Genomic DNA, 24,604 nt, shown 5'->3' with positions numbered 1-24,604 from the left:
GGGGTCCGCCGAGGTCGGCGGATGAGCCTCGGGGATCTCCTGATCATCGCGGGAAGCGGGCGGGTCGAGGTGCCGGCGGTGGCGCCGGCATTCGGATCGGGATCCGGTGCGGAGGTGGCGGTGTCATTCGATCCTCCCTCGACCGCGACGCTGCATGTCTACGCCCGCGAGATCGCCGACGGGGATCTGACGTGCAGCCTCGGGGCGCGGCGGGCGGCGGTGAGGATGGACCTCGCGCTCGCGGCGCGTATCGTGGCGGAAGGTCTGGCGCGGGGGCTGACGCTGCCGCAGGACGAGGCAAGGGCGCTCAGAGAGGCGCTCGGCGAACCACAGGGGTAAGGACATGTCGACGGTCATCAAGGGCGGCACCATCGTCACCGCCGATCTCAGCTACCAGGCGGACGTGCTGATCGAGGGCGACCGCATTGCCGCGATCGGAGCCGATCTCGAGGGCGACACGGTGCTCGACGCCACCGGTGCCTACGTGATGCCGGGCGGGATCGACCCGCATACCCACCTCGAGATGCCGTTCATGGGCACCTACTCGTCTGACGACTTCGACTCCGGGACGCGCGCGGCGCTCTCGGGCGGAACGACGATGGTCGTCGACTTCGCCCTGCCCGCACCGGGCGAGTCGCTTCTCGATGCGCTGAAGGTCTGGGACAACAAGTCCGGCCGGGCGCATTGCGACTATTCGTTCCACATGGCGGTCACCTGGTGGGGGCCGCAGGTCTTCGAGGAAATGAAGGCGGTGACCGAGAAGGGCATCAACACCTTCAAGCACTTCATGGCCTACAAGGGCAGCCTGATGGTGAACGACGACGAGATGTTCGCGTCGTTCCGCCGCTGCGCCGAGCTTGGGGCGATCCCGCTCGTCCATGCGGAGAACGGCGACGTGGTGGCCGAGCTTTCCGCCCGGCTCCTCGCCGAGGGCAACACCGGGCCGGAGGCGCACGCCTACTCCCGCCCCGCGCAGGTCGAGGGCGAGGCGACGAACCGCGCGATCATGATCGCCGACATGGCGGGCGCGCCGCTCTACGTGGTGCATGTCTCCTGCGAGGACGCCCACGAGGCGATCCGGCGGGCAAAGATGCTCGGCAAGCGGGTCTGGGGCGAGCCGCTGATCCAGCATCTGACGCTCGATGAGAGCGAGTATTTCAACAAGGACTGGAACCACGCGGCCCGGCGCGTGATGTCGCCGCCGTTCCGCGACAAGCGCCATCAGGACTCGCTCTGGGCCGGGCTCGCCTCGGGCACGCTCTCCTGCGTCGCCACCGACCACTGCGCCTTCACCACCGAGCAGAAGCGCTTCGGCGTCGGCGACTTCACGAAGATTCCGAACGGCACCGGCGGGCTTGAAGACCGGATGCCGATGCTCTGGACCCACGGTGTGGAGACCGGGCGGCTGACGCCGAGCGAGTTCGTGGCGGTCACCTCCACCAACATCGCGAAGATCCTGAACTGCTATCCGCGCAAGGGCGCCGTGCTCGTGGGTGCGGACGCCGATCTCATGGTGCTCGACCCGAAGAAGGAGAAGGTCATCGCCGCCGCGACACAGCAGTCGGCCATCGACTACAACGTCTTCGAGGGCCAGCGCGTCCGCGGCCTGCCGCGCTACGTGCTGTCGCGCGGCCGGGTCATGGTCGACGACGGCGAGCTGAAGCCGAAGGAAGGGCACGGGCAGTTCGTGGCGCGGCCTCCCGCCGGGCCGGTCTCGACGGCGCTCTCGACCTGGAAGGCGCTCACCGCCCCGCGCCCGGTGGAGCGGGCCGGCATCCCGGCGAGCGGTGTCTGACATGCTGACGCGACTGGCCCTCGTTCTGCTCGCGGTGGTCCTTGCCGGCTGCGCCGGGAGCCGGATGCCGGTCAACGTCGCGACGGCCGACGGAGCCGAGCGCTACACCGGCGAACGGACGCGCGGCAGCCGTGATGCCTTTGCTCTCACGGCAAAATCCGGCGCGCTCTGCGAGGGGGATCTCTACCCGACCACCGACACGACGACCGGCATGCCGGCCGCCTTCGGCGGTGTCAGCTGCGACGACGGGCGCATCGGAATGCTGCTCTTCGGCGGCGCGCCGTCCGCCGCTGGTGGTTCGGTCAGCGGCGTCATCGACCAGAAGAAGGTCGGCGGACGCTGGGGTGGCAGAACCGGAGGCGCGGTTTGACCGTGGGCCGCGTGACCGAGACGTTGGCCGAGAGGCGAGCAAGCGGCAGGCCGGTGATCGAGGCGCGCGGCCTCGGCCTCACCTTCCAGACCGCCGACGGGCCGGTTCATGCGCTGAAGGACGTGGATCTCTCGATCAGCGCCGGGGATTTCGTCAGCTTCATCGGCCCGTCCGGCTGTGGCAAGACCACGTTCCTGCGCATCGCCGCCGATCTGGAAACCCCGACTTCGGGCACGATCTCGGTGAACGGCATGACCCCCGCCGAGGCACGCGAGGCGCGGGCCTACGGCTACGTCTTTCAGGCGGCCGGACTCTTCCCGTGGCGCACCATCGGGGGAAACGTGTCGCTGCCGCTCGAAGTCATGGGCTATCCACAGGCCGAGCGCCGGGAACGGGTCGCCCGCGTGCTCGACCTGGTGGAGCTGGCCGGCTTCGAGAAGAAATATCCCTGGCAGCTCTCGGGCGGCATGCAGCAACGCGCGTCCATCGCCCGCGCGCTCTCCTTCGACGCGGAACTCCTGCTGATGGATGAGCCCTTCGGCGCGCTTGACGAGATTGTGCGCGACCGCCTGAACGAGGAACTGCTGAAGCTCTGGGACCGGACGGGCAAGACCATCGCCTTCGTCACGCACTCGATCCCCGAAGCCGTCTACCTCTCGACCCGGATCGTGGTGATGAGCCCGCGACCGGGTCGGGTGACGGACATCATCGAAAGCCCGCTGCCGCGCGAGCGGCCGCTGCACATCCGCGAGAGCCGCGACTTCCTCGACATTGCCGCCCGTGTCCGAGACGGGCTGAGGGCGGGGGTCGGCGACGTGGTGTGAGCCGCCCTATGCCGCGGAGCGTGCGGACCTGCTAGAGTGACCCCGAGGAGGAGGATGCCAGCCATGCCGACCATCGCCCGCGACGCCACCCACCAGACAGTCATCACCACGTTCGAGGTGATGCCCGGAACCTGCCACGATCTCGTTGACCTGCTCCGCGCCGCCTATGACGAGTTCATCAGCCGCCAGCCCGGCTTTCTCGGAGCAGCGCTGCATGTGAACGATGCCCAGACGCGCGTGGCGAACTATTCCCAGTGGCGTGACCGCGAGGATTTCCTCGCCATGCTCCGCTCGATGGAGATGCGCCGCCGCAACCGCGAGATCAGCGCGCTCTGCAAGAGCTTCGAGCCGGTGATGTACGACGTCGCGGAGGTCTTCTGACCGCCGGGAAGTTGCGAGAGCCCGGGAGGGCTCTCGTCGTCTTGCCCCCCGCGTCAGGGGTGCAGGTAGGCGAAGCCTTCCTGTTCGAGGCGGGCGATCTCGGCGACGCCGCTCGGCACCACGTCCTCGTCCTTCGCGCCATAGAGCTCGTCGAGGGTGATGTTGCGCGAGCGCAGCGTGTTGGCGCAGATCAGGAACCGCACGCCGTCAGCCCGCAGCGCGTCGATCTTCGCGGCGAGTTCCGGGTCGGTCTCGGCGTCCGCGAGCAACTGCAGCCCGTCACCGTGGCCGACCACCACGAGTTCGATGTTGTCACGTCCGACCGCGGTGATGTGGTTCCGCACGTTGGCAAGGAAGTGCTTGTAGTAGTCCGGATTCGTCGAGCCGTTGTTGTGGTAGACGACCTTCTGCGGCGGCATCTCCTGAGCGATCGCCGGAACGGCGGTCACGGCGATTGCGGCGGCGAGGGCGATGGATTTCAGAATGCCGGCGACTGTCATCAAGGAGCTCCTGGGGATGGAGTGATCGTTACGAGAGACTGGAACACGTTCCGTACTCGTCAGTTTTCTTGACCCTTCCCGGGAGCCGGTCAACCGGCCGATAACCTTTTCGGAAACACCAGCGCGAGAGTGTTACCTCCATGCCGCGGTTGCACACGAAGCCGTGACCGGACGGCAGCCGTGGCCTCGCGACTCAGCGTTCGATGTCCACGTCCCGCGTCTCGCTGCCCATGAGCATGGCCACGAGGGTCAGCACCCCCATGGCGCTCAGGTAGACCCCGACCCAGAACGGGCTGCCGCCGCCGTGGCTCCAGAGCGCGACCGCGATGAACGGTGCCACCGCCGCACCAAGGATCGAGGAGACGTTGTAGGCGATCCCCGACCCCGTATAGCGCACGTTCGACGGGAACAGCTCCGGCAGCAGCGCGCCCATCGGCCCGAAGGTCATCCCCATGAGCGAGAAGCCGAGGATGAGCCAGGCCATCACGCCGACGAATCCGCCCGCGAGCATCGGCACCCAGAGCAGGCCGAAGGCGATGATGCCGAGCGTCACGACGATCAGCGTGCGCCGCCGGCCCCAGCGCTCGGCCCAGGGGCCGGAGAGGAAGGTGAAGACGCCGAAGAAGCAGACGCCGGCGATCATCATCAGCACGAAGCTGCGATAGTCATAGCCGAGCCCCGGCAGCGGCGCCGTGACGGCGGCCCGGCCATAGGACAGCGAGAACGTCGTCATCAGGTAGAAGAGCACATAGGTCGCCAGCATGTAGAACGTGCCCAGCACCAGCTCCCGCCAGTGGTCGCGGAACGCGGCCGCGAGCGGCAGCTTCTGCACGTGACCGCGCTTCACCGTCTTCTCGAACGCGGTACTCTCCACCAGCGACAAGCGGACCCAGAGACCGACAATCACCATGACCGCGGAGAACAGGAACGGGATCCGCCAGCCCCAGCTCAGAAACGCCAGCGACGGGCGCGAGGGATCGTCCGAGGGCAGCAGCGCCGCGATGAGAAGAAAGAGGCCGTTCGCGATGATGAACCCGAGCGGCGCGCCGAGCTGCGGGAAGGTGCCGTAGATCGCCCGCTTGCCCTTCGGCGCGTTTTCCGTCGCGACCAGCGCCGCCCCGCTCCACTCGCCGCCGAGCGCGAAGCCCTGCGCGAGGCGCAAGACCACCAGCAGGAACGGTGCGAACCATCCGACCGAGGGATAGGTCGGCAGGCAGCCGATCAGGAACGTGGCGATCCCCATGGTCAGGAGCGCGCCGACCAGCGTCGCCTTGCGGCCGCGCCGGTCGCCCAGATGGCCGAAGAAGACCGCCCCGAGCGGCCGCGCCACCATGGCCGCTCCGAAGACCGCGAACGAGGCGAGCAGCGCCACCGTCTCGTCGCCCGCCGGGAAGAACAGGTGCGGGAACACCAGCACCGCCGCCGTCGCGTAGACGTAGAAGTCGTAGAACTCGATCGTCGTGCCGATCAGGCTGGCGAGGATCACCCGAGAGCGGGGATTGGCTGGCCGCTCGGACCGGGCCGTGTCGATCGTGCTCGCCATCACTTCCTCCTGCGGCCGGGGGGAGGCGCATGGCTCCGGCCCTTCGGGGTCGCTACCCGCGTGAGGAGCGGCCGGTTCGTGCGCCCCGTCCGTCCGATGCAGGCGGAAACGGGGGGCTCCCCCGGAAACGGTCCCGGTCGGCAGACGCGGGACCAGAGGGGATCCCCGCGCGCTCTATCCGACCGAATGACCAGCCACAATGCTGCGTCCGCACGACATATGTCGGCCATCCTTCCCGCACATGCCGCCTCCGGGCTCCGTGGAACGAATGATTCCGGGCCCTTGACCCCCAGGGATGCGTTCCCTAGAGCCGAAGCTCACTTCGGCGGAAACATTTGGGGGCATGAGGCCAATGGACGCGGTGCGCGCAGCGGCGATGGAGTCGAAGGCATGGCCCTTCGAGGAGGCCCGGCGGCTGCTCGAACGCTACAAGGACGGGCCGCCCGCCAAGGGCTACGTGCTCTTTGAAACCGGCTACGGGCCGTCGGGGCTGCCGCACATCGGCACCTTCGGCGAGGTGGCGCGCACCACGATGATCCGGCGGGCCTTCGAAACGATCTCGGACATCCCGACCCGGCTCATCTGCTTTTCCGACGACATGGACGGCATGCGCAAGGTGCCCGACAACGTGCCGCACCCGGAGATGCTGCGCGAGAACCTCCAGCGGCCGCTCACCGCCGTACCGGACCCGTTCGGCGAGTACGAGAGCTTCGGCGCCCACAACAACGCCATGCTCCGCCGCTTTCTCGACACCTTCGGCTTCGAGTACGAGTTCATCTCGGCCACGGATTTCTACAAGTCCGGCCAGTTCGATCCGATCCTGCGCCGCGCGGCTGAGCGCTATGACGCGCTGATGGAGGTCATGCTCGCCTCGCTCCGCGACGAGCGCCAGCAGACTTATTCGATCTTCCTGCCGATCTCGCCCAAGTCCGGCCGGGTGCTCTACGTACCGCTGAAGGAGGTGAATGCCGCCGAGGGCACCATCACCTTCGACGACGAGGACGGCGAGGAGATTACGCTGCCGGTCACCGGCGGCAACGTGAAGCTGCAATGGAAGCCCGACTTCGGCGCCCGCTGGGCCGCCCTCGACGTCGACTTCGAGATGTACGGCAAGGACCACTCGACCAACACGCCGATCTACGACCGGATCTGCGAGATCCTCGGCGGCCGCGCGCCCAACCACTTCACCTACGAGCTCTTCCTCGACGAGAACGGCGAGAAGATCTCCAAGTCCAAGGGCAACGGCCTCACCATCGACGAGTGGCTGACCTACGCCGACCCGGAAAGCCTCTCGTACTTCATGTACGGCAAGCCCAAGACCGCGAAGCGGCTGCATTTCGACGTGATCCCGAAGAACGTCGACGAGTACCACCAGCAGCTCCGCGCCTTCGAGGGGCAGGACGCCGGCCAGCGGTTCGCCAACCCGGTCTGGCACATCCACCGCGGCCAGCCGCCGGCTTCCGACATGGTGGTGAGCTTCGCGATGCTGCTCAATCTCGCCAGCGCCGCGAACGCCAACGACAAGGACGTGCTCTGGGGCTTCATCCGCCGCTATGCCCCGGACGCGAGCGCCGAGACCCATCCCGGGCTCGACGCCTCCGCCGGCCACGCGGTGCGCTACTTCGAGGATTTCGTCCGTCCGGCGAAGATCTATCGCCACGCCGACGCCCACGAGGTCGCAGCCCTGACCGAGCTTCGCGACAAGCTCGCCGCCTGGGACGGCCCGGCGGACCCGGAAGCCTTGCAGAACCTCGTCTTCGAGGTCGGCAAGGCCCACGGCTTCGAGCCGCTGCGCGCATGGTTCGCCGCGATCTACGAGGTGCTGCTCGGCGCGGCGCAAGGCCCGCGCTTCGGCGGCTTCGTGGCGCTCTACGGCATCCCCGAGACCGTGGCACTGATCGACACGGCACTCGCCGGCAAGCTGGTGAACCCGCCGGCGGACGCCTGAACCCTCAGAGCACGAAGTCGTCCGCCGCGAGTGAGGGCGCGCCAAGAACGCGGATCGCGAAATCCGCCGCGCCGTCGCCGTCCACGTCGCCCGAGACGAGACCGCCCGCGTAGCGCAGCTCGCCGGCGGTGTCGTGGAACGCCTGCGCGCCGATGTAGCGGAAGGCATCGTTGCCCGCGTGATCGGTCCGTGCGTCGATCTCGCCGACGTCGATCAGGTCGCCGCTCGCGAAGTCCGCGATCGTGTCGCGCAGCGCCGGGCGTGACGCACCGCTGCGTGTCAGGACGAAGGAGTCCGCCCCGGCCCCGCCAGCCAGCCAGTCGGCGCCCGCATCGCCCAACAGGACGTCGTCGCCCGCGCCACCGTTCAGCCGGTCGCGGCCGGATTCGCCCAACATCGTGTCATTGCCGAGCCCGCCGAACACAGTGTCCGCCCCGGCCCCCCCAAAGAGGAAGTCGCCACCTCCGAGGCCGAAGAGAGCGTTGGCCCCGTCGTTGCCGTTGATCCAGTTGCGCGTGCCGTTTCCCCAGCCTGCCGCCGCATCTGCGACGAGCGCCATCATCTCGACGTTGATCGGCAGGCGGTAGTCCTCCGCGGCAACGACCATGTCGCGACCACCGTCGGCCGCTTCCGCCAGGCGGTCGCCGTCGACCACGTCGAAATAGAAGTCGTTGCCGGCCCCGCCGATCAGCGAGTCGTTGCCATCGCCGCCCCGAAGCGAGTCCCGCCCGGCGCCGCCGAGGAGCACGTCATCGCCGGAGCCGCCATGGAGGTCGTCGTGTCCGCCGCCACCGACGAGCCTGTCATTGCCGGCGCCGGAAACGAAATGATTCGCGAAGCCGTTGCCACGAAACGACACATCTCCGTCCATCCGCTCCGCATAGTCCGCCAGGTAGGCCCGCCACCGCACCGGATCGTCGTAGCGCGCGCCGACCACCGCCTCGCCACCGATGGCGACATCGACGGCGCTCACCCGCCCCGCCACGTTGCCTCCTGACGAGAAGCTGAACCGGCCGTGGTAGGTCTCTTGCAGGCTCTGGCCCGCAAAGACACCACCGGTGATCGCCGCGTTGAATTCGAGCAGGCTTCGGGTCGCGGTGACGAGCTCGATGTCCGCAACCTCATAGGCAGGAGACTGGTTGGTGATCCCGGCCGCGTCGTAGAGCCAGACATATGTGGTCATAAAAAAGGTTCCCCCCCGGGCTCAATGCCCGGGGAGCATTACATGAAACCATTGATTGGCGGGGAAGAAACCCACCCCGCCAGAGCGCTCAGAGTACGAAATCGTCCGCCGTGAGGGTCGGCGCGCCGAGCAGGCGGATCACGAAGTCCGCCACCCCGTCGCCGTCCACGTCCCCCGAGAGCAGGCCGCGGGCATAACGCAGCTCGCCCGCCGTCTCGTGGAACCCTTGCGAGCCGATGTAGCGGAAGGCGTCGTTGCCGCTGTGGTCGGTCTGCGCGTCCATCCGTCCGAGATCGATCACGTCGTTCGGCCCGAAGTCGGTGATGGTGTCGCGCAGCGTCGGACCGGAATCGCTCGGGCGCGCGAACGAGAAGATGTCCGCGCCGCCGCCGCCGATCAGCCAGTCGCCATGAGCGCCGCCTTCGAGCACGTCCTTGCCGGCGCCACCGATCAGCCGGTCACGGCCAAAGCCGCCGAGGATCGAGTCGTCGCCGATACCGCCCACCAGCGTGTCCGCCCCGGCAAACCCCGCGAGCGCGTCGCCTCCGGCGAGACCATAGAGGACATTCGCCTCGCCGTTGCCGGCCATCCAGTTGCGCGTCCCGTTGCCCCAGCCCGAGACCGCATCGGCGACCAGCGTCAGCATCTCGAAGTTCTCGGGCAGCCGGAAGCTGACGGTGGCGGCAACCGTGTCACGGCCCCCGTTGGCGGCCTCTGTCAGGCGGTCGTCGCCGTCGACGAGGTAGAAGTCGTTGCCGGCGCCGCCGACCAGCGTGTCGCTGCCGGCACCGCCCTTCAGGTCGTCCTGACCCGCGCCACCGAAGAGCACGTCATCGCCCGCGCCGCCGTCGAAGCTGTCATTCCCGCCGCCGCCGACGAGCCTGTCGTCGCCCGCCCCGGACTCGTACCAGTTCGCCCAGGCATTGCCGCGGAACGACACGTCGCCGTCCATCCGATCAGCAAAGTCGCCGTTGTACGCGCGGACCCGCACCGGGTCGTCATAACGCGCGCCGAGGACCGCCTCGCCACCGATCACGACCTCGACGGAATTGACCCGCCCCGCGGGAGAGTTGCCCGTGAGGTTGAAGCGGCCGTGGTAACTCTCGCGCACACTCTCACCGGTGAAGACTCCGGCGGTGACGGAGCCGCTGAACTCGAGCAGGCTGCGCGTTGCCGTGGTCAACTTCACATCCGGCGCCGAGTAGGCCGGCAGCTGGTTGGTGATTCCGGCAGCATCGTAGAGCCAGAGATAGGTGGTCATGGGTGGGGGTCCTTCAGTCGCAAAGCCCGGGCACTGTCGCACGCAACCATTGACAGGTGGAAGGAGCCGCGGCCACTCGCGGCGCGGACGCGCGTTAACCCGCCGTTCACGATTTCGATGCTATCCCCCGAGGATTGCCGCGGGGAAGCCGATGAACATCCAGATTGCCCACCGACCGAGCCTCGACCTGATGCCGACTGGCTTCGCCGAGGGGCTCGACGACTGGTCCTGTGGCGACGGCACGCCGGCGAGCCGCAGCTATGCCGGCGCCCCGAACGCCGATCTGGTCGAGGACGCCGACTTCGGCACCTGCCTCGAGCTGCGCACCACCGTCCCCATGCAGCGCCTGCGCTACATGGCGGAAGTCCCGATCCGTTTCGGGCATTTCGTCGAGGTGTCCGCGCGGCTGAAGATCGTCTCCGGCCCCCTGCCCCTCGTGCGGATCTCGGCCTTTGCCGGCGGCCGCCCCGGCCAGCACATCGTCGAGCTGCCCGAGACCGGCCCGGTCATCGGCATCGCGTCATACGACACGGTCTTCGGGGTGAGCGCGGTCATCGGCCCCGAGTTGCGCGCCGGCGTCCACATGGTCTGGGGCGACCGGGCACGCTATGCCCACATGGGCCTCGACCTGCTGAGCGAGACCGGCACGGTCGCCCGCATCGACCGGATCGAGATCCGCGAGGTCACACGCCGCTTCCGGCCTCTCGGCCCGATCCTGCCCGGCTTCCAGGATCTCTGACCCGTTTTCCCTCGGGCGGAAGCCACCAAACGGGGCAGACCCGCCGCACCGTCTAGCCACACCCGGCCCGCCACATCCGGGTCGCCAAATCCCCGGCCCGCCACACCCGGATCGCGCCAATTCGCGTCCCTCTGGCGACACGGCAGGTCGCAAACCCGTCGCGCCGCCTGAAACCCCTGCGGAGCGGACATGACAGGAGCCCGCGCGAACTTTCCCGTTCCTTGCGCGGCACAAGCCCCCTAGGCTCCGCCTCGGCACCCTGGCCCCGCGGCCATGCACCGAGGTCTCCCGCGATGCTGCTTCAACCGCTCCCGTGGCCCGATGGCAAGAAGCTCGCCGCCGCCATCACCGTCGATGTCGACGCCGACGGCCTGATCCGCAACGCCCGGCCGACGACGGCCACCTGCGCCTCGCGCCGGTGTCCATGGGCCGCTACGGCCGCCCCCACCGTCGCCGTGCCGCGCATCCTCGACACCTACCGCCGCCGCGGCCTCAGGCAGACCTTCTTCATGCCCGGCCGGGTGATGGAGGCGTACCCCGCCACCGTCGAGGCGATCCGCACCGGCGGCCACGAGATCGGCCATAACTCCTGGCGCCTCGAGGACCGACCGGCCACTCCGACGAGCGCGAAGACCGAACCCTTCAGCCGCGCCCTCGACACCCACGTCCGCATGACCGACCGGAAGCCCCGCGGCTACCGCGCCCCGGTCTGCAACCTGACGCCGGGCCTTGTGCGCCGCCTGATCGTCAAGGACTTCCTCGACGACAGCTCGCTCATGGCCGACGAAATGCCCTGCGTCCTCGCCACCGGCCCGGGCACGCTCATCGAGCTGACACCGCACTGGGGCAACGACGACCGGCCGCCGTTTGCCCACTTCGAGGAAATCGGCCACCTGATGCCGGTCCGCGGGCCTTCCGACGGGCTCAGCGCGTTCTTCGAGGAATTCGAGGCGATGCACGCCTACGGCTGCCTGGGGATGCCGGTGCTGCACCCCTTCCCCACTGGCCGCCTCGCCCGCTGGCGCGTGCTGGAACGCTGGCTCGAAGCCACCCTCGAAGCCACCCTCGAAGCCACCCTCGAAGCCGGTGACGCATGGTTCGCGCCGCTCGAAGACGTTGCCGGCCACGCGCTGGCGCACCGCGACCTTCTCCGCATCGACGACCTCGCGGACGTCGTTCCCCGACCCCCTCATGACCGGAGCCTACCCAATGGCGCATGACCCCCAGAGCGGCCGGCTGAACCTGCCCTTCGTCGGCATCTCGACCTTCGGCAAGTCGCCCTACCAGCCCGACTGGAGCGCGATCGACGCGGACGTCGCGATCCTCGGCGCCCCCTTCGACTTCGGCACCCAGTGGCGCGCCGGCGCCCGCTTCGGCCCCCGCTCGATCCGCGAGGCCTCGACGCTCTTCTCCTTCGGCCACGGCGGCGCCTACGACCACGAGGACGACGTGACCTACCTCGAAGGTGTGCGCATGCTCGACATCGGCGACGCCGACATCGTCCACACCGACACCGAGACGAGCCATGCCAACATCGAGGCGGGCGTCCGCGCCATCCTCGCCGCCGGCGCGCTGCCGGTGGTGCTCGGCGGCGACCACTCGGTCAACATCCCCTGCATCCGCGCCTTCGCCGATCAGGGTCCGATCCATATCGTCCAGATCGACGCGCACCTCGATTTCGTCGACGTGCGCCACGGTGTCCGCCACGGCCACGGCAACCCCATGCGCCGCGCCGCCGAACAGGACCACGTCACCGGCCTGACCCAGCTCGGCATCCGCAACGTCTCCTCGACGACGAAGGAAGGCTACGACGCCGCCCGCGCCATGGGCGCCGGCATCCTCTCGGTCCGCCAGGTCCGCGCCCTCGGCATCGACGCTGTCCTCGCCCGCATCCCCGAGGGGGTGAACTACTACGTCACCCTCGACATCGACGGCTTCGACCCCTCGATCGCGCCCGGCACCGGCACACCGTCCCACGGCGGCTTCATCTACTACGAAGTCCTCGAACTCCTCGCCGGCCTCGCCAGACGCGGCCGCGTCACCGGCATCGACCTCGTCGAAGTCGCTCCCGACTACGACCACACCGGCACCACCGCGATCCTCGCGGCGCAAATCCTCTTGAACTTCATCGGCAGGATCTTCGCGTCACCGACAAGGTAAGCCGCATCGTCACATCACCAGAGGACGTTGCGATCATCGCCGATCCGCAACGTCCTCGCAGGGGGTTGGCGCGAACGGATACCGCCGCCCCCCAGTCGAAAGACCTCTCGACCGCTTTGCAGATGCTCAGGGGCAGGTTCAGCGCATCAACGCCGCCGCCGCCGAAGACGTCGCAGCATCGCCGGTAGTCCGGAATTGATCGCCACCCGAGCCGTCGAGCATCGTGTCCACGGTCGCACCGTCGCAGATGAAATCCCGGCCAACTGCGCCGAAGGTCCAGTCGTCCGCGACGCCGGCCATTCGGTCGTTGCCACGTTCGCCAGACATGCCACCGGCCAGATGTTCCGGTGCCTCGCAATGAAAGCGAACCTCATATCGCTTCCCCCGCGAAAGAGGCTGCGGCCTTTCTCAGGATGTCGGCAGGGAGACGGGAAGCTGCGCCGTAGGCGCGTGATGTCAATGCGCCTACGCTCCCGAACTGCGCGATTGCGTCGAGGCAGAGGGAGCCAGTATCGTTGAGCATGATTTCGGGCCGCAGCGCGCTCCATGCGCGATGCGGTGTGAAACCGGGCCGCTCCGACTGCTTCTACCGCAAGCTCTGCCGCGCTCACCGCACTGCCCGCGGGCAGGGGTTCGGTCCGCCGAACGGCGACTCCGGCTCCGCGGATCACCTGTCCAGCCCGATCATCAGGCGGGAGGAAATCCACCTCGCCGCCATGCGCGGCAATGCCCTCAGTTCGACAGCGTCTCCTCCGGCACCAGCACCGGGTCCGTGCGGTAGAGCGCCGGGAACAGACGCTCGAGGGCGGCGAGCTTCGGCAGGTCGTTGATGACGATGTAGGGCTGGGTGGGATTCAGCGTCAGGTAGTTCTGATGATAGCCCTCGGCCGGGTAGAACGCCGCGCCGGGCTCGATGGTCGTCGCGACCTTTTCGGCGTAGACCCCGGCCGCGTCGAGCTGGTCGATGTAGGCCTTCGCCACCTTCGCCTGCTCCGGCGACTGCGGGAAGATCGTCGAGCGGTACTGTGTGCCCACGTCCGGACCCTGACGGTTCAGCTCGGTCGGATCGTGCGAGGTGAGGAACACCCGCAGGATTTCACCGTAGCTGATCTCGGCCGGATCGAACGTCACCTCGACGGATTCCGCATGACCCGTCCGCCCGGAGCCCACCGCCTGATAGTGCGCGGTCTTCGCGTCGCCGCCGGCATACCCCGAGAGCGCGTTCTCCACGCCCTTCACGCGCTGGAACACCCCCTGGATGCCCCAGAAGCAGCCGCCTGCCAGCACCGCGACCTCGCGCCCCGGCGCGGCCGGCTGATCGAGTGTGGGCGCGGGCAAGGCGATGCCCTCCTCCGCCCGCCCCGTCACCGGCGCCACCATCAGCATCGCCGCAAATCCGCCTGCCAGCGCGATTGCCCCGGTCCGCATCGCCGATCTCCTCATGCCGCGGCCGGTCGGAAGCCGAGCGCGACGCCGTTCATGCAGTAGCGCAATCCGGTCGGCTTCGGTCCGTCGTCGAACACGTGGCCGAGGTGGCCGCCGCAGCGGCGGCAGTGCACCTCGGTCCGCACCATCCCGAAGGTCCGGTCCTCCGTGGTGCCGATCGCCGCCTCCAGCGGTTGCCAGAAGCTTGGCCAGCCGGTGCCACTTTCGAACTTGGTCTCCGACGAGAAGAGATCGAGGGCGCATCCGGCGCAGGTGAAGACGCCCGCGCGGTGCTCCTCCAGCAACGCGCTGGTGAACGGCTGTTCCGTCCCCTCCTCGCGCAGCACGGCGTAGGCCTCGGGTGACAGCATCGCCCGCCACTCCGCATCGGTGCGCGTGATCTCGAAACCCGTCGCGGCGCGAGTGCCGCGGGGCGCCACCGTGAGCAGCGCCGCGCCGGCAACGGCGCACTTCAGCAGAAATCGTCTGGTCATCGCACCTCTCCGTCTGCCCGACCCGCACGACAAGGGTGCGCGCTTTGCCGCGCCACGGGAAGAGAGGCTCACGGCTTGTTGAGACGGCTGGACACGAAATGCGCGGCGCGGGCCAGCGCCGCCTCCGCCTCGGGAAGAACTCCGACGAAGCCCTGCCAGACATGCGGCAAGCCGCGCCAGAGGTCGAGCTCCACCGTGACCCCATCGGCGCGGAGCCGCTCCGCCATGCCGCGCGCGTCGTCCAGCAGGATTTCCGCCGTGCTCGCCTGGATCAGCACCGGCCCGGCGCCGGCGAAGTGCCCGCGGATCGGCGAAGCCCGCGGGTCGGTGGGATCGGCGCCGGCGAGATACAGCTCGCAGACCTCGCCGATCCGCCGCGCCGGCAGCAGCGCATCGCGCCAGGCCAGCCGGCGCAGGCTCGCACCGCTGAGGGTGAGGTCGGTCCACGGGCTGAACGCCACCACCCCGGCCGGTGGGCGGTCACCGGAGGCAATGATCTCGTGCAACAGCGCGAAGACGAGACCCCCTCCGGCACTGTCGCCGCCGAGGACGATCCGCTCCGCCGGCCAGCCCTCGGCCCGCAGGGCACGCCAGACGGCACTGGCATCCTCGATCGCCGCCGGAAACGGCGCCTCGGGCGCGAGGCGGTAGTCGGGCAGCACCGCTCCCGTCCCGGCGGCCAGCGCGAGAGTCGCCACCATTGAGGCATGGGTCGCGGGCGAGCCGAGGCAATAGGCGCCGCCGTGCAGCCAGAGCAGCAATCCCGCGTCCGGGACGGCAGCGGGGCCGGGATCGAGACGCCACGCCGAGATGCCCGCAACGGCCGCCTCGCGCCAGACCGCGCCGGGGGGCCGCGGCAGCAGAGCCGCGTCGCGCTCCATCTGCGCCCGCGCGTCCGGCACCGAGGCCGTGGCGAGGCGCCGCTTCATGGTCGACCGGAGCCAGAGGTCGAGCGCAATGAGGCGCAGCGACATCAGCCGCGCCGACGCTCGATCGCCTCCCAGATCTTGCCGGTGGCGTTGATCCCGTCGAAGCGCTCAAGCTCCTGCAGACCGGTGGGTGAGGTGAGGTTGATCTCGGTCAGCCAGTCGCCGATCACGTCGATGCCGACGAAAATCTGGCCCTTCTCGCGCAGCAACGGACCAATTGCCGCGCAGATCTCCAGGTCACGCTCGGTCAGCCCCACCGCCATCGGCGTGCCGCCCGCGTGCATGTTCGAGCGCGTTTCGCCCTCGAGCGGGACGCGGTTGATGGCGCCGACCGGCTCGCCGTCGATCAGGATCACCCGCTTGTCACCGTTCGAGACCGCGGGCAGGAACTTCTGGGCGATGAGCGGCTCGCGGTTGATGCCGGTGAAAAGCTCCCAGAGCGAGGTGAAGTTGCGGTCGTTCGGGTCGAGCCGGAACACGCCCGCGCCGCCGTTGCCGTAGAGCGGCTTCAGGATGATGTCGCCGTGCCGCGCCTTGAACGCCTTCAGCGTGTCGAGATCGCGCGCGATCATCGTCGGCGGCGTCAGATCGGGGAAGGTGGTGACGAGCAGCTTCTCGGGGTAGTTCCTGACCCAGAACGGATCGTTCACCACCAGCGTTCCGGGCATCAGCTGCTCCAGCAGATGCGTCGTCGTGATATAGCCCATATCGAAGGGCGGGTCCTGGCGCAGCCAGACCACGTCCTGCGTGGCGAGATCGATCGTTTTCTCCTCGCCGAGGGTGAAGTGGTTGCCGACCTCGCGGCGCACCTCGATCGGCCAGCCGGTGGCAATCACCCGGCCCTCGTCGAGAGCGAGGCGGTCGGGGGTGTAGTAGAAAAGCTTGTGGCCCCGCGCCTGCGCCTCCTCCATGATTCGGAAGGTGGAATCGGCGGAAATGTTGATCCGCTCGACTGGGTCCATCTGGACGGCGACGTTCAGGGGCATTCTCTCGCTCCGGCTCCGGCACGTTGGCACTCTTGGCCGACCGCCGCCGGACGCGCAAGCCCGGGCGGATGGCTGCGCACCGCTATGGGCTGGCGGCGGGTGGCGCGGGCGTGGCCCCCTGGCGCCGCTCGAAGCCGTCGATGATCTTCTCTGCCAGCGCCTGATAGTTGCCGTCGAAGTGGTGTCCGCCCTTCGTCGTGACGATCTCGACGCCGGTGCCCTCCAGCGACGGACAGGCGCTGTCGGTCTCGCCGTCTCCGTGGACGCACTGGACGATGGCGGGCGGCAGCTTCGCCAGGGCCGGGCCGGTCGGCCTGGCCGTGGAGGAGGCCTTGCCGAGCCAGCCCGAGACGGTGATCTGCCAGTCGGCCATGGTGGCGAGCCCGAGGAGGGAAACCTGCGCGACCTTTGCCCGCGCCTCGGGCGGGATCGTGAGATAGGCGTCCGGCAGCACGTCGGCCCCGAAGGAGTAGCCGACGAGGATCACCTTCGGCACCTTCCACCTGTCGGTGTAGAGATCGATCAACCGGGCAAGTTCGGCCCCGGTCTCCTGCGGCGTGCGCGCGGACCAGAACCAACGCAGGGTGTCGAGCCCGACGGTGGGCACACCCTCGGACTGGAGGATGCCGGCGATCTGCTTGTCGAGATCGCGCCAGCCACCGTCACCGGAGAGGACGATCGCCATCACGCCGAGCGTCGGGGTGGTGGCGAGTTCGACCACTGCCGCAGCATCCCCCGTGCCCGCGGCTCGCGCCACCGCCGCGGCGACCGCGTCGCTGAAGACGGGTGAGAGCGAGCCATCGGCCGCGTCTGTCCGGAAGTCGACGCCCGCCCCTGCAAGGTCGCCCAACCGACGGGCATTCTCGGCCGTGGCGCTCGCGCTCAGGACCACGGTAAGGGGCGCCGGCTGGGCGCCCGCGGGCAGAGCGTAGACCCAGCCGGCGCTGCCTTCGGTCCGCGGTTGCTTCGTGCAGAACGGCGTGGTGAGCGGCACCCCGTCGGCGGGATCGGCCGCGATCGCCGCCCCGAGCGTGTCGGCCGGCGTCTGGGCGAGGATGCTGATGGCAAGCGCCCCGCCCTGCCCCGTCCCCGCGACGATCGGCGCATGGAAGGTGGTCGCCCCGGTCGCCCGCTCGAGCTGATGCCCGAGGCTCTCGAAATCGGCCACCAGATAGACGCAGTCCTTGCCTTCGCCATCGAGCGCCGCGAGGTAGCGCGGCAGGTCGATCCCGACCACCGCCGCGCCCTCGGCGCGCAACCGGACCGCGCGGGCGTGATCCTCGGAGTTCCACCCGTTCTCGGAGGAAAAGAGCATGACCGAACCCTGCGCCGGGCCATCGGGCAGCAGAATTTCCGGATCGGGGATTTGGCCGGTGTCGAATGTGGGCCGGTCGTCGGCCACCGCCGGCGAGGCCAGACAGGCGACCCCTGCCCAGATTGCGGCGCGCAAGGCGGGGGTGCGGCGGGTCACTTCTCTTCCTTCGATCGCTTGCCGATCAGGCGGGTGGCGTCGATCAGCACCAGCGCGGGCGCGGCGCCGCCCGCCACTGCCAGGTAGCGCGCCCGCCACTCCGGCTGAAGTTTGTTCTTGAAGCTGCGCAATCCCTTGAAGTTGTAGGACGACACGCCCTCCTCGTAAATCGCCCGGCCGAGCCGGTTCCAGAGCGGTGCCGCCTCACTGTCGGTGAAGCCCGAGAGCGGCGCCATGCCAAGGTCGAACCAGCGCACGCCGCGCTCCTTCAGGATCTCGCAGAGCCGCAGGAACAGGAACTCCATGGCGATGTTCGGCATGCCCTCCACATGGCGCATCAGGTCGATCGCCACTTCCTCGCCGACCGACGTGGTCATGAGCGTGGCGAAGGCGACGATGTCTTCCCCCGAGCGCATGACGGCCACCGGCTGCTGGCAGATGTAGTGCGCCTCGAAGGCGCCGAGCGAGAAGCCCTTCTCCGCCGCCCCGCGCTCGGCGAGCCAGTGGTCCGAAATCCTCCGGAGCCGCCTCACCACCTCCGGCACCCGTTCGGGCGGCAGGATCTCGACGGAGAGCCCCTCGCGCGCGCCACGGCTGAGGGTGTTCCGCCAGCCGGACTTCTTGCCGCCGGAAAGGCTGAAGGTCTCGAGATCGACCCGCGCCTGCTCGCCCAGCTTGTAGAAGCGCAGCCCCGCGTCGGCGTAGAGCGCGAGCTGGGCGGGGGACGTCTCGTAGAACACCGCCCGGGCGCCCCCTTTCCGGGCCAGTTCGACGAATCGCCAGATCAGTTCCGGCCACACATCGGGCGGCCCGACCGGATCGAAGAGCGCGATCCAGCTGCGCCCCTGCCGGCCGTACATGATGAAGCCGCGACCATCCTCGGAGAAGAGCAGCCGCTTGTCGCCCATGCGCACCAGGTTCGCCGACGCGACCGGCTGCGCCTCGACGATGGCCACCGCGCGGGCGATCTCCTCCGTCGTCGCCGCAAGGTCGTCGTCGCGCACCGGGCGCAGCAGTGACCAGACAGCCACCAGCCCGGCGAGGAGCGCCGCGCCGAAAAACGCCCGGATGCCGCGCGGGGCCTGCGCCGAGACCTCGAACCGCAGGAAGCTCTCCGTCCCGACCTCCGCGTGGCGAAAGACGAAGTGCAGGATCACCCACGCGGCCACCATCACCACGCCGACCGCCGCGATCCACGGCGGCGACAGGGACTGCGCGACCAGCCGCGCCTTCCGGTCGAACTCGCGCCGCGACAGGAGAAGCGCAATGGCGAAGACCGCGAGAATCGCCGCCTCGTAGATCGCCACCGCCTTCACGAGCGACAGAACGAGCGCCCCGAGGGCCGCCGCCAGGGCCGCCCACCACGCGCCGTCGAGCCGGAACGCCAGACCGCGGGCGGCGATCATCAGCACCGCGCCGAGGATCGACGCGATGAGATGCGCACTCTCGATCACGCTCAGCGGCAGAAAGCTTGCGAGCCATTCAAGGTCGATGCCCCGCGCCGGCGTCACCGCGGAAAAGACCAGCATGGCGCCGAGCACCAGCGAGAAAGCGGCGAGTACCTGTGGCACGAGCCCGCCCACGGCCCGCAGCGCCGCCGCCGCCGGCCCTTGCGCCGTCAGCCGACGCGCCTCGACGAGCGCGAGGCCGATGCTGGAGAAGGCCAGCGGCAGAACCTGGTAGATCAGCCGGTAGAGGGCAAACGCCGCGAGAAGCTCCGCCGGTGGCGCGACGCCACCCAGCGCCGCAAGCAGCACGGCCTCGAAGACCCCGAGACCCGCCGGGACATGGCTGAGGATGCCAAGCACGAGCGCGACCGTGTAGACCGGCAGGAAGGCGGAATAGCTGATCGTCCCCGCCGGCATCAACACCCAGAGCGTGCCAGCCGCCGACGCGGTTTCGAGCGCGGTCACAAGGAACTGGCGCAGGACCAGCGAGCGAGACGGCAACTCGACCGCGCGGCCGCCGCAGAACGGCAGCACGATGCGACGACCGGCCAGGGCGACGAGGGCAGCCCCACCCGCCAGTGTCGCCGCGGCGATGAGGTGAACCATCCCGACCGGAACGCGCGTGACCGCCGCGAGCGCGGACCCGGCCCAGAACGCGCCGACCGCCCCCGTGAGCGCCACGCCGATTCCGAACGCCGCGGTGACAAAAACCACCACGCGGGCAATCTCGACCGTGCTGAAGCCCAAAGGCGCGTAGTAGCGCATGCGGATCGCGCCACCGCTGAGCGGGCCAAAGCCCGCAGTCTGCGCCACCGCATAGGCAGCAACCGCACCCGGAGCAATTCGATTCCAGGGCTGACGGCGTCCCAGCGCCTCGAAGGCGTGGTAGTCATAGAGCGTCAGAAACAGGAAGCTCGTGGCGGTCAGCAGGACGGCTGCCACGAGACGATGGGGCGGAGTCCCGACGATGGCAGCGATCACCGCGGAATAACTCGTCTCCGACGCCAGCCGTACCAGCGCAAAGAGCGCAAGACCGACCATGAGGAGCGAGAAGGTCGCCCATATCGCGGATTGGTGGCTCTGCGCCCAGGCGGTCAGCCGATGAAACGCTCCCGCGGTGCCCGTGGCAACTCCCTCGCCATCACGATCGGGCGCAGAAGGCATGGGGAGCTCCTCTCGCACAGTGCTTGCCGTCCCGGGCAAGATAACCGCGGCGCACTTGCGCCAGATTTACCTCGCGTGAAAGATCCTTAATGAGGGCGACGCGAGTGATCCATGGCCAGTGTGTCCGATTCTTCGCCGGGGGACTGCGCCAACTCGCGGAAGCGAAGACGCATCCCTTGCGGCTCCGGCCGGGTTATAATGTTATCGACACGACGCGGAGGGGGCGTGGTGAAAGATTCGGTTTGCTTTCGCGGCCTCGGGGGCTCACGGGAGCCGTTTACGAGTGGAGGTCCCCTGATGCAGCGGCGAGATTTTCTCGCGGGAGCCGCGGCCATAGCGCTGGCGACCCGGGCGGGTGCATCTCTGGCACAGGAGCCGACGTTCTCGCGGTCGGTCGTGCTTGATCTGGCACGCGATCTTGCTTCGAAGCCGTTCGCGGCGCCGACGCCGGTGGTTCCCGAGCCGTTCGCCTCGCTTTCGGCAGCGGACTACGCCTCGATCCAGTTCCGGCCGGAGAAGCGATTCTTCGTTGATCCGCCCACCGGCTTCGCGGTCGAGCTGCTGCATACCGGCTTCATCTACACGGTGCCGGTCGAGATCTCGATGGTCACCGGCGGCGTGGCACAGCAGATCGCCTACTCGCCGGACTTCTACGATTTCGGCCCGGTTCCGCCGCCAGCCGACCCGACGGCCCTGCGTTTTGCCGGGTTCCGCGGGCTGAAGGCGCTGAACCAGCCCGACCAGCTCGCGCCGTTCACCATCTTCGCCGGCGCGAGCTATTTCCGCGCGGTGTCGAAGAACCAGGCCTTCGGCCTCAGCGCCCGCGGCCTCGCGATCGGCACCGGGGAGGCGAAGGGCGAGGAATTTCCGTTCTTCCGCGCCCACTGGATCGAGGAGCCGGGCGAGGACCGGATGGTCGTCCATTCGCTCCTCGACGGTCCGAGCGCCTCGGGCGCCTACCGTTTCACCATGCGACCGGGGGACCCGACGAGCTTCGACGTGGAGGCGACGATCTTCGCGCGTGCCGACATCGAGCACCTCGGGCTCGCGCCCCTCACCTCGATGTTCCTCTTTGATGCCAAGGATCACGGCGAGCACGACGATTTCCGCCTCGGCGTCCATGATTCCGACGGTCTGGCGATGTGGAACGGCTCCGACGAGCGGCTATGGCGGCCGCTGCACTCGCCTCGGCTGCTCCAGATCAGCGCGTTCTCCGACTCCGGGCCGCGTGGCTTCGGCCTCATTCAGCGCGAGCGCCGCTTTGACCAGTATCAGGATCTGACAAATCAGTTCCAGAATCTGCCGAGCCTCTGGATTGAGCCGATCGGTGACTGGGGCCGCGGCCATGTGGTCCTGATCGAGATCCCGTCGGGTGACGAGATCCACGACAACATCGTCGCCTACTGGCGCCCGGTACAGCCGATCGCAGCGGGTTCCGAGATATCCCTCACCTATCGCCTCACGTGGGGATGGGATGTTCCTGACCTGCAAGGGCTTCTCAAGATTTCCGGCACGCTCTCAGGCGCCGGCCCGAACGGGCGTCGGCGATTCGTCGTCGATTTCGCCGGAGAGGGCCAGCAGACGCCGGTGCGTGCCTCCGCGGTGCAGCTCGTCGCACAGGCGAACCCCGGCAGCATCCATGACGCGGTCGTTTCCGAGAACCCCGAGGTGAACGGGCTGCGCCTGCAGTTCGATCTTGATCCCGGCAATTCCGATGTGGTCGAGATGCGCGTCGAGCTTCGCTCCGGCGAGCGGCGGATTGCCGAGACTTGGGTGTATCGATGGAGCACGTGACCCTTGCCGCCGGCCCGGACGCGCCCCTGCCGCGGCAGGAGCCGATGGCAATGCCGACCCAGTCGCTCAGATCCTATGACAAGCGCCAGCGTCACCGGCTGAAAGGCGAGCCGCGGGTGCGTCTGGCACGGGCGGCGCTCGCGCTCATCACCATTCTCGGCACGATCTTTCTGACCCACCAGATGTATCTGGTGCTGCAGGTCGGCGAACTGACCGGGGTCGAGCGGGTGATGCTCGTGCTCTTCGTGATCAACATCGCCTGGATCGGTCTTGGCAGCGTCTCGCCGCTGATGGGATTTCTCCTCGGTGCAGGACATCGCGAGGTGGCCGACGGCCCGCCGCCGACCAGGCGGACCGCGCTGCTGATGCCGACCTACAACGAGGATCCGGCCCGGATCTTCGGCGCCGCCATGGCGATGATGCGGGCGATCCATCGCAAGGGCGCGGGCGACGTTTTCGACCTCTTTCTGCTGAGCGACACGAATCAGTCGAAATACTGGCTCGCCGAGGAAGCCATGGTTGCCGCGGCCCGGGAGGACCCGGAGATCGGTCACCGGGTGTTCTACCGCCACCGGGGCCGCAATCTGCGCCGCAAGGCCGGCAACATCGAGGACTGGGTCGAGCGCTGGGGCGACGCCTATCCGCACATGCTGGTGCTCGACGCGGACAGCCTGATGGAGGCTGACTGCATCATCGAACTCGCCCGCCGCATGGAGGCGGATGACGAGCTCGGGATGTTGCAGACCTCCCCCAATCTCATTGGCGGCGAGACGCCGACCGCGCGGGTGCAGCAGTTCGCGAGCCGGGTCTACGGCGGGGTCCTGACCCGTGGCCTGCGCGCCTGGTTCGGCAACGCCGGCAACTACTGGGGCCATAACTGTATCATCCGCACCAAGGCCTTCGCCGAGTGCGCCGGGCTGCCGCAACTGTCGGGCAAGCCGCCGTTCGGCGGCCTGATCCTCAGCCACGATTTCGTCGAGGCGGCGCTGGTGCGTCGCGGCGGCTGGGCGGTGCGCATGGCCGACGACCTCGGGGGCAGCTACGAGGCCGCGCCGCCGAACCTGCTCGAACTCGCGCAGCGCGACCGGCGATGGTGTCAGGGAAACCTCCAGCACACGCGGCTGATCGGCACGCCCGGCTTTCATCCCCTGAGCCGGATCCACCTCGCGATGGGGGTGATGTCCTACCTCTCGTCGCCGCTCTGGCTGCTGTTCCTGCTCGCCGGCATGTCGCTGGCGCTGCACGCCTATCTGGTGCCGCCGGACTACTTCCTCGACCAGTGGTCGCTCTTTCCCGACTGGCCGCGCATCGACCCCGAACGCGCCATGGCGCTGTTCGGGCTCTGCATGCTGGTGCTCTACGCGCCGAAGCTCTTCGGCACCGCCTCGTTCCTGCGCGAACGCGGCTCGCGCGGCCTGCGCATCAGTTCGGTCTTCGGGCTCATCGTCGAGGTTCTGCTGACCGCGCTGGTTGCGCCCATCATGATGCTGGTGCAGACAACCTCGATCGCCCAGATCATCACCGGTGCCGACAGCGGCTGGCCGAGCCAGGCGCGGGACGCCGACCGGGTTCCGTGGTCGGTGCTCTGGCGCTTTCACCGGCGGCACATCCTCGCCGGTGTCATTCTCGCGGTCGCCGCCGGCGCGATCTCGTGGCGTCTGCTCGCGTGGATGAGCCCGGCACTCCTCGGGCTCGTGCTGGCGATTCCGCTCTCGGCCTTCATGGGGAGCGCCCGGATGGGGCGCGCCTTGCGCCGGATGGGCCTGCTCACCACGCCGGAGGAGCGCAATCCGCCGGCACTGGTGGCAGAAGCCGTCGCCGAGGCGGAGACGCTGCGCGACCGCGCCCGGGTGCCGGCCGGGCTCAGCGAGCTCCTCTCCGACCCTGCGGCCCTCGACCGGCATTTCGCCTGGACCGATCCGCCGACCGCCCGCCGGCCGGGCGAGCCGGACGCGGCGCTTGCCAGCGCGCTTCTCAAGATCGCCGACGGGCTCGGGCTCGATGCCCTCGATCCGCGCGAGACCTACGCGGTGCTCGCCTCGCCCCCGACCCTCGCGGGACTCGCGCCCCCGCCCATGGCACGCGCTCAGGCGCGCGCCAACATGTAGCTTATTTAATCTTCGCGCGACGGCGCCGTCAGATGCGGAACCGATGTTGTCCCTGGACGCTCCCGAAGGAGCGAGAGCAGA

Annotated in this window: 22 protein-coding genes; 11 read left to right on the top strand and 11 right to left on the bottom strand. The window is 68.7% G+C overall.

Features of this window, described 5'->3' with window-relative positions; translation table 11 throughout:
- Positions 1-21 precede the first annotated feature (21 nt).
- From HNP73_RS09940 to HNP73_RS09920, 5 genes are all read left to right on the top strand, one after another.
- On the top strand, positions 22-339 hold the full coding sequence (locus HNP73_RS09940) for a hypothetical protein (RefSeq protein ID WP_184148499.1): 318 nt from the start codon (positions 22-24) through the stop codon (positions 337-339).
- Positions 340-343: 4 nt separating this feature from the next.
- Positions 344-1,795: a dihydropyrimidinase gene (gene hydA / locus HNP73_RS09935; RefSeq protein WP_184148498.1), complete on the top strand. Its 1,452-nt coding sequence runs from the start codon at positions 344-346 to the stop codon at positions 1,793-1,795.
- Position 1,796: 1 nt separating this feature from the next.
- Complete coding sequence (locus HNP73_RS09930; protein WP_184148497.1) at positions 1,797-2,165, top strand: hypothetical protein; 369 nt, start codon at positions 1,797-1,799, stop codon at positions 2,163-2,165.
- Positions 2,162-2,989 (top strand): ABC transporter ATP-binding protein, encoded by an 828-nt coding sequence (locus HNP73_RS09925; RefSeq protein ID WP_425486630.1) that lies wholly within the window; start codon positions 2,162-2,164, stop codon positions 2,987-2,989. Before HNP73_RS09930 ends, HNP73_RS09925 begins: the two co-directional genes overlap by 4 nt.
- 63 nt (positions 2,990-3,052) lie before the next feature.
- On the top strand, positions 3,053-3,370 hold the full coding sequence (locus HNP73_RS09920; protein ID WP_184148496.1) for an antibiotic biosynthesis monooxygenase family protein: 318 nt from the start codon (positions 3,053-3,055) through the stop codon (positions 3,368-3,370).
- Positions 3,371-3,423: 53 nt separating this feature from the next.
- On the opposite strand, the gene HNP73_RS09915 is transcribed toward HNP73_RS09920, so the two are convergent.
- Both HNP73_RS09915 and HNP73_RS09910 read right to left on the bottom strand, forming a co-directional pair.
- Positions 3,424-3,870, bottom strand: coding sequence for a DsrE family protein (locus HNP73_RS09915; protein WP_184148495.1), 447 nt, complete (start codon positions 3,868-3,870; stop codon positions 3,424-3,426).
- 193 nt (positions 3,871-4,063) lie between these two features.
- Complete coding sequence (locus tag HNP73_RS09910) at positions 4,064-5,413, bottom strand: MFS transporter (protein ID WP_184148494.1); 1,350 nt, start codon at positions 5,411-5,413, stop codon at positions 4,064-4,066.
- A gap of 352 nt (positions 5,414-5,765) precedes the next feature.
- Between HNP73_RS09910 and HNP73_RS09905 the strand changes: the two genes are divergently transcribed.
- The gene (locus HNP73_RS09905; protein WP_184150580.1) at positions 5,766-7,361 is read left to right on the top strand and encodes a lysine--tRNA ligase; all 1,596 of its coding nucleotides are present in this window, start codon (positions 5,766-5,768) and stop codon (positions 7,359-7,361) included.
- A gap of 4 nt (positions 7,362-7,365) precedes the next feature.
- On the opposite strand, the gene HNP73_RS23655 is transcribed toward HNP73_RS09905, so the two are convergent.
- Both HNP73_RS23655 and HNP73_RS09895 read right to left on the bottom strand, forming a co-directional pair.
- The gene (locus tag HNP73_RS23655) at positions 7,366-8,544 is read right to left on the bottom strand and encodes a calcium-binding protein (protein ID WP_184148493.1); all 1,179 of its coding nucleotides are present in this window, start codon (positions 8,542-8,544) and stop codon (positions 7,366-7,368) included.
- 88 nt (positions 8,545-8,632) lie between these two features.
- Complete coding sequence (locus HNP73_RS09895) at positions 8,633-9,805, bottom strand: calcium-binding protein (protein WP_184148492.1); 1,173 nt, start codon at positions 9,803-9,805, stop codon at positions 8,633-8,635.
- A 151-nt stretch (positions 9,806-9,956) separates the two neighbouring features.
- Between HNP73_RS09895 and HNP73_RS09890 the strand changes: the two genes are divergently transcribed.
- The 3 genes from HNP73_RS09890 (at position 9,957) to speB (ending at position 12,704) form a co-directional block, all read left to right on the top strand.
- Positions 9,957-10,544, top strand: coding sequence for a hypothetical protein (locus HNP73_RS09890; RefSeq protein WP_184148491.1), 588 nt, complete (start codon positions 9,957-9,959; stop codon positions 10,542-10,544).
- Between the two features lie 293 nt (positions 10,545-10,837).
- On the top strand, positions 10,838-11,764 hold the full coding sequence (locus HNP73_RS09885; RefSeq protein ID WP_184148490.1) for a polysaccharide deacetylase family protein: 927 nt from the start codon (positions 10,838-10,840) through the stop codon (positions 11,762-11,764).
- Positions 11,754-12,704, top strand: a complete 951-nt coding sequence (gene speB, locus HNP73_RS09880) for an agmatinase (RefSeq protein WP_184148489.1) — start codon at positions 11,754-11,756, stop codon at positions 12,702-12,704. The genes HNP73_RS09885 and speB overlap by 11 nt, the downstream gene beginning before the upstream one ends.
- Before the next feature lie 138 nt (positions 12,705-12,842).
- Here the strand turns inward: speB and HNP73_RS09875 are convergent, their stop codons facing one another.
- The 7 genes from HNP73_RS09875 to mprF form a co-directional block, all read right to left on the bottom strand.
- Complete coding sequence (locus tag HNP73_RS09875) at positions 12,843-13,031, bottom strand: hypothetical protein (protein ID WP_184150737.1); 189 nt, start codon at positions 13,029-13,031, stop codon at positions 12,843-12,845.
- A gap of 405 nt (positions 13,032-13,436) precedes the next feature.
- Complete coding sequence (gene msrA, locus HNP73_RS09870; RefSeq protein ID WP_246399710.1) at positions 13,437-14,132, bottom strand: peptide-methionine (S)-S-oxide reductase MsrA; 696 nt, start codon at positions 14,130-14,132, stop codon at positions 13,437-13,439.
- Between the two features lie 11 nt (positions 14,133-14,143).
- Entirely contained in the window at positions 14,144-14,623 is a 480-nt protein-coding gene (gene msrB / locus HNP73_RS09865; RefSeq protein WP_184148487.1) for a peptide-methionine (R)-S-oxide reductase MsrB, read from the bottom strand.
- 68 nt (positions 14,624-14,691) lie between these two features.
- On the bottom strand, positions 14,692-15,597 hold the full coding sequence (locus tag HNP73_RS09860; protein WP_184148486.1) for an alpha/beta hydrolase: 906 nt from the start codon (positions 15,595-15,597) through the stop codon (positions 14,692-14,694).
- Entirely contained in the window at positions 15,597-16,538 is a 942-nt protein-coding gene (gene gshB / locus HNP73_RS09855) for a glutathione synthase (RefSeq protein WP_184148485.1), read from the bottom strand. Before gshB ends, HNP73_RS09860 begins: the two co-directional genes overlap by 1 nt.
- 82 nt (positions 16,539-16,620) lie before the next feature.
- On the bottom strand, positions 16,621-18,009 hold the full coding sequence (locus tag HNP73_RS23905) for a virulence factor family protein (RefSeq protein ID WP_184148484.1): 1,389 nt from the start codon (positions 18,007-18,009) through the stop codon (positions 16,621-16,623).
- Positions 18,006-20,621, bottom strand: a complete 2,616-nt coding sequence (gene mprF / locus HNP73_RS09845) for a bifunctional lysylphosphatidylglycerol flippase/synthetase MprF (protein WP_184148483.1) — start codon at positions 20,619-20,621, stop codon at positions 18,006-18,008. The genes HNP73_RS23905 and mprF overlap by 4 nt, the downstream gene beginning before the upstream one ends.
- Positions 20,622-20,918: 297 nt before the next feature.
- On the opposite strand from mprF, the gene HNP73_RS09840 reads away from it, so the two are divergent.
- Positions 20,919-22,415, top strand: a complete 1,497-nt coding sequence (locus tag HNP73_RS09840; RefSeq protein WP_184148482.1) for an OpgD/OpgG family glucan biosynthesis protein — start codon at positions 20,919-20,921, stop codon at positions 22,413-22,415.
- Positions 22,403-24,523 (top strand): glucans biosynthesis glucosyltransferase MdoH, encoded by a 2,121-nt coding sequence (gene mdoH / locus HNP73_RS09835; RefSeq protein ID WP_184148481.1) that lies wholly within the window; start codon positions 22,403-22,405, stop codon positions 24,521-24,523. The genes HNP73_RS09840 and mdoH overlap by 13 nt, the downstream gene beginning before the upstream one ends.
- Positions 24,524-24,604: the final 81 nt, after the last annotated feature.

The sequence above is a fragment of the Amaricoccus macauensis genome (genome assembly GCF_014201905.1).
GTDB lineage: Bacteria > Pseudomonadota > Alphaproteobacteria > Rhodobacterales > Rhodobacteraceae > Amaricoccus > Amaricoccus macauensis.
The sequence above is the reverse complement of the archived record's forward strand: the minus strand, read 5'-3'. Positions and strand labels throughout refer to the sequence as shown.

Coding starts and splice junctions, on each gene's coding strand:
- HNP73_RS09940 (WP_184148499.1), top strand. CDS start 22: ATGAGCCTCGGGGATCTCCTGATCATCGCGGGAAGCGGGCGGGTCGAG.
- hydA (WP_184148498.1), top strand. CDS start 344: ATGTCGACGGTCATCAAGGGCGGCACCATCGTCACCGCCGATCTCAGC.
- HNP73_RS09930 (WP_184148497.1), top strand. CDS start 1,797: ATGCTGACGCGACTGGCCCTCGTTCTGCTCGCGGTGGTCCTTGCCGGC.
- HNP73_RS09920 (WP_184148496.1), top strand. CDS start 3,053: ATGCCGACCATCGCCCGCGACGCCACCCACCAGACAGTCATCACCACG.
- HNP73_RS09915 (WP_184148495.1), bottom strand. CDS start 3,870: ATGACAGTCGCCGGCATTCTGAAATCCATCGCCCTCGCCGCCGCAATC.
- HNP73_RS09910 (WP_184148494.1), bottom strand. CDS start 5,413: ATGGCGAGCACGATCGACACGGCCCGGTCCGAGCGGCCAGCCAATCCC.
- HNP73_RS09905 (WP_184150580.1), top strand. CDS start 5,766: ATGGACGCGGTGCGCGCAGCGGCGATGGAGTCGAAGGCATGGCCCTTC.
- HNP73_RS23655 (WP_184148493.1), bottom strand. CDS start 8,544: ATGACCACATATGTCTGGCTCTACGACGCGGCCGGGATCACCAACCAG.
- HNP73_RS09895 (WP_184148492.1), bottom strand. CDS start 9,805: ATGACCACCTATCTCTGGCTCTACGATGCTGCCGGAATCACCAACCAG.
- HNP73_RS09890 (WP_184148491.1), top strand. CDS start 9,957: ATGAACATCCAGATTGCCCACCGACCGAGCCTCGACCTGATGCCGACT.
- HNP73_RS09885 (WP_184148490.1), top strand. CDS start 10,838: ATGCTGCTTCAACCGCTCCCGTGGCCCGATGGCAAGAAGCTCGCCGCC.
- speB (WP_184148489.1), top strand. CDS start 11,754: ATGGCGCATGACCCCCAGAGCGGCCGGCTGAACCTGCCCTTCGTCGGC.
- HNP73_RS09875 (WP_184150737.1), bottom strand. CDS start 13,031: ATGTCTGGCGAACGTGGCAACGACCGAATGGCCGGCGTCGCGGACGAC.
- msrA (WP_246399710.1), bottom strand. CDS start 14,132: ATGCGGACCGGGGCAATCGCGCTGGCAGGCGGATTTGCGGCGATGCTG.
- msrB (WP_184148487.1), bottom strand. CDS start 14,623: ATGACCAGACGATTTCTGCTGAAGTGCGCCGTTGCCGGCGCGGCGCTG.
- HNP73_RS09860 (WP_184148486.1), bottom strand. CDS start 15,597: ATGTCGCTGCGCCTCATTGCGCTCGACCTCTGGCTCCGGTCGACCATG.
- gshB (WP_184148485.1), bottom strand. CDS start 16,538: ATGCCCCTGAACGTCGCCGTCCAGATGGACCCAGTCGAGCGGATCAAC.
- mprF (WP_184148483.1), bottom strand. CDS start 20,621: ATGCCTTCTGCGCCCGATCGTGATGGCGAGGGAGTTGCCACGGGCACC.
- HNP73_RS09840 (WP_184148482.1), top strand. CDS start 20,919: ATGCAGCGGCGAGATTTTCTCGCGGGAGCCGCGGCCATAGCGCTGGCG.
- mdoH (WP_184148481.1), top strand. CDS start 22,403: ATGGAGCACGTGACCCTTGCCGCCGGCCCGGACGCGCCCCTGCCGCGG.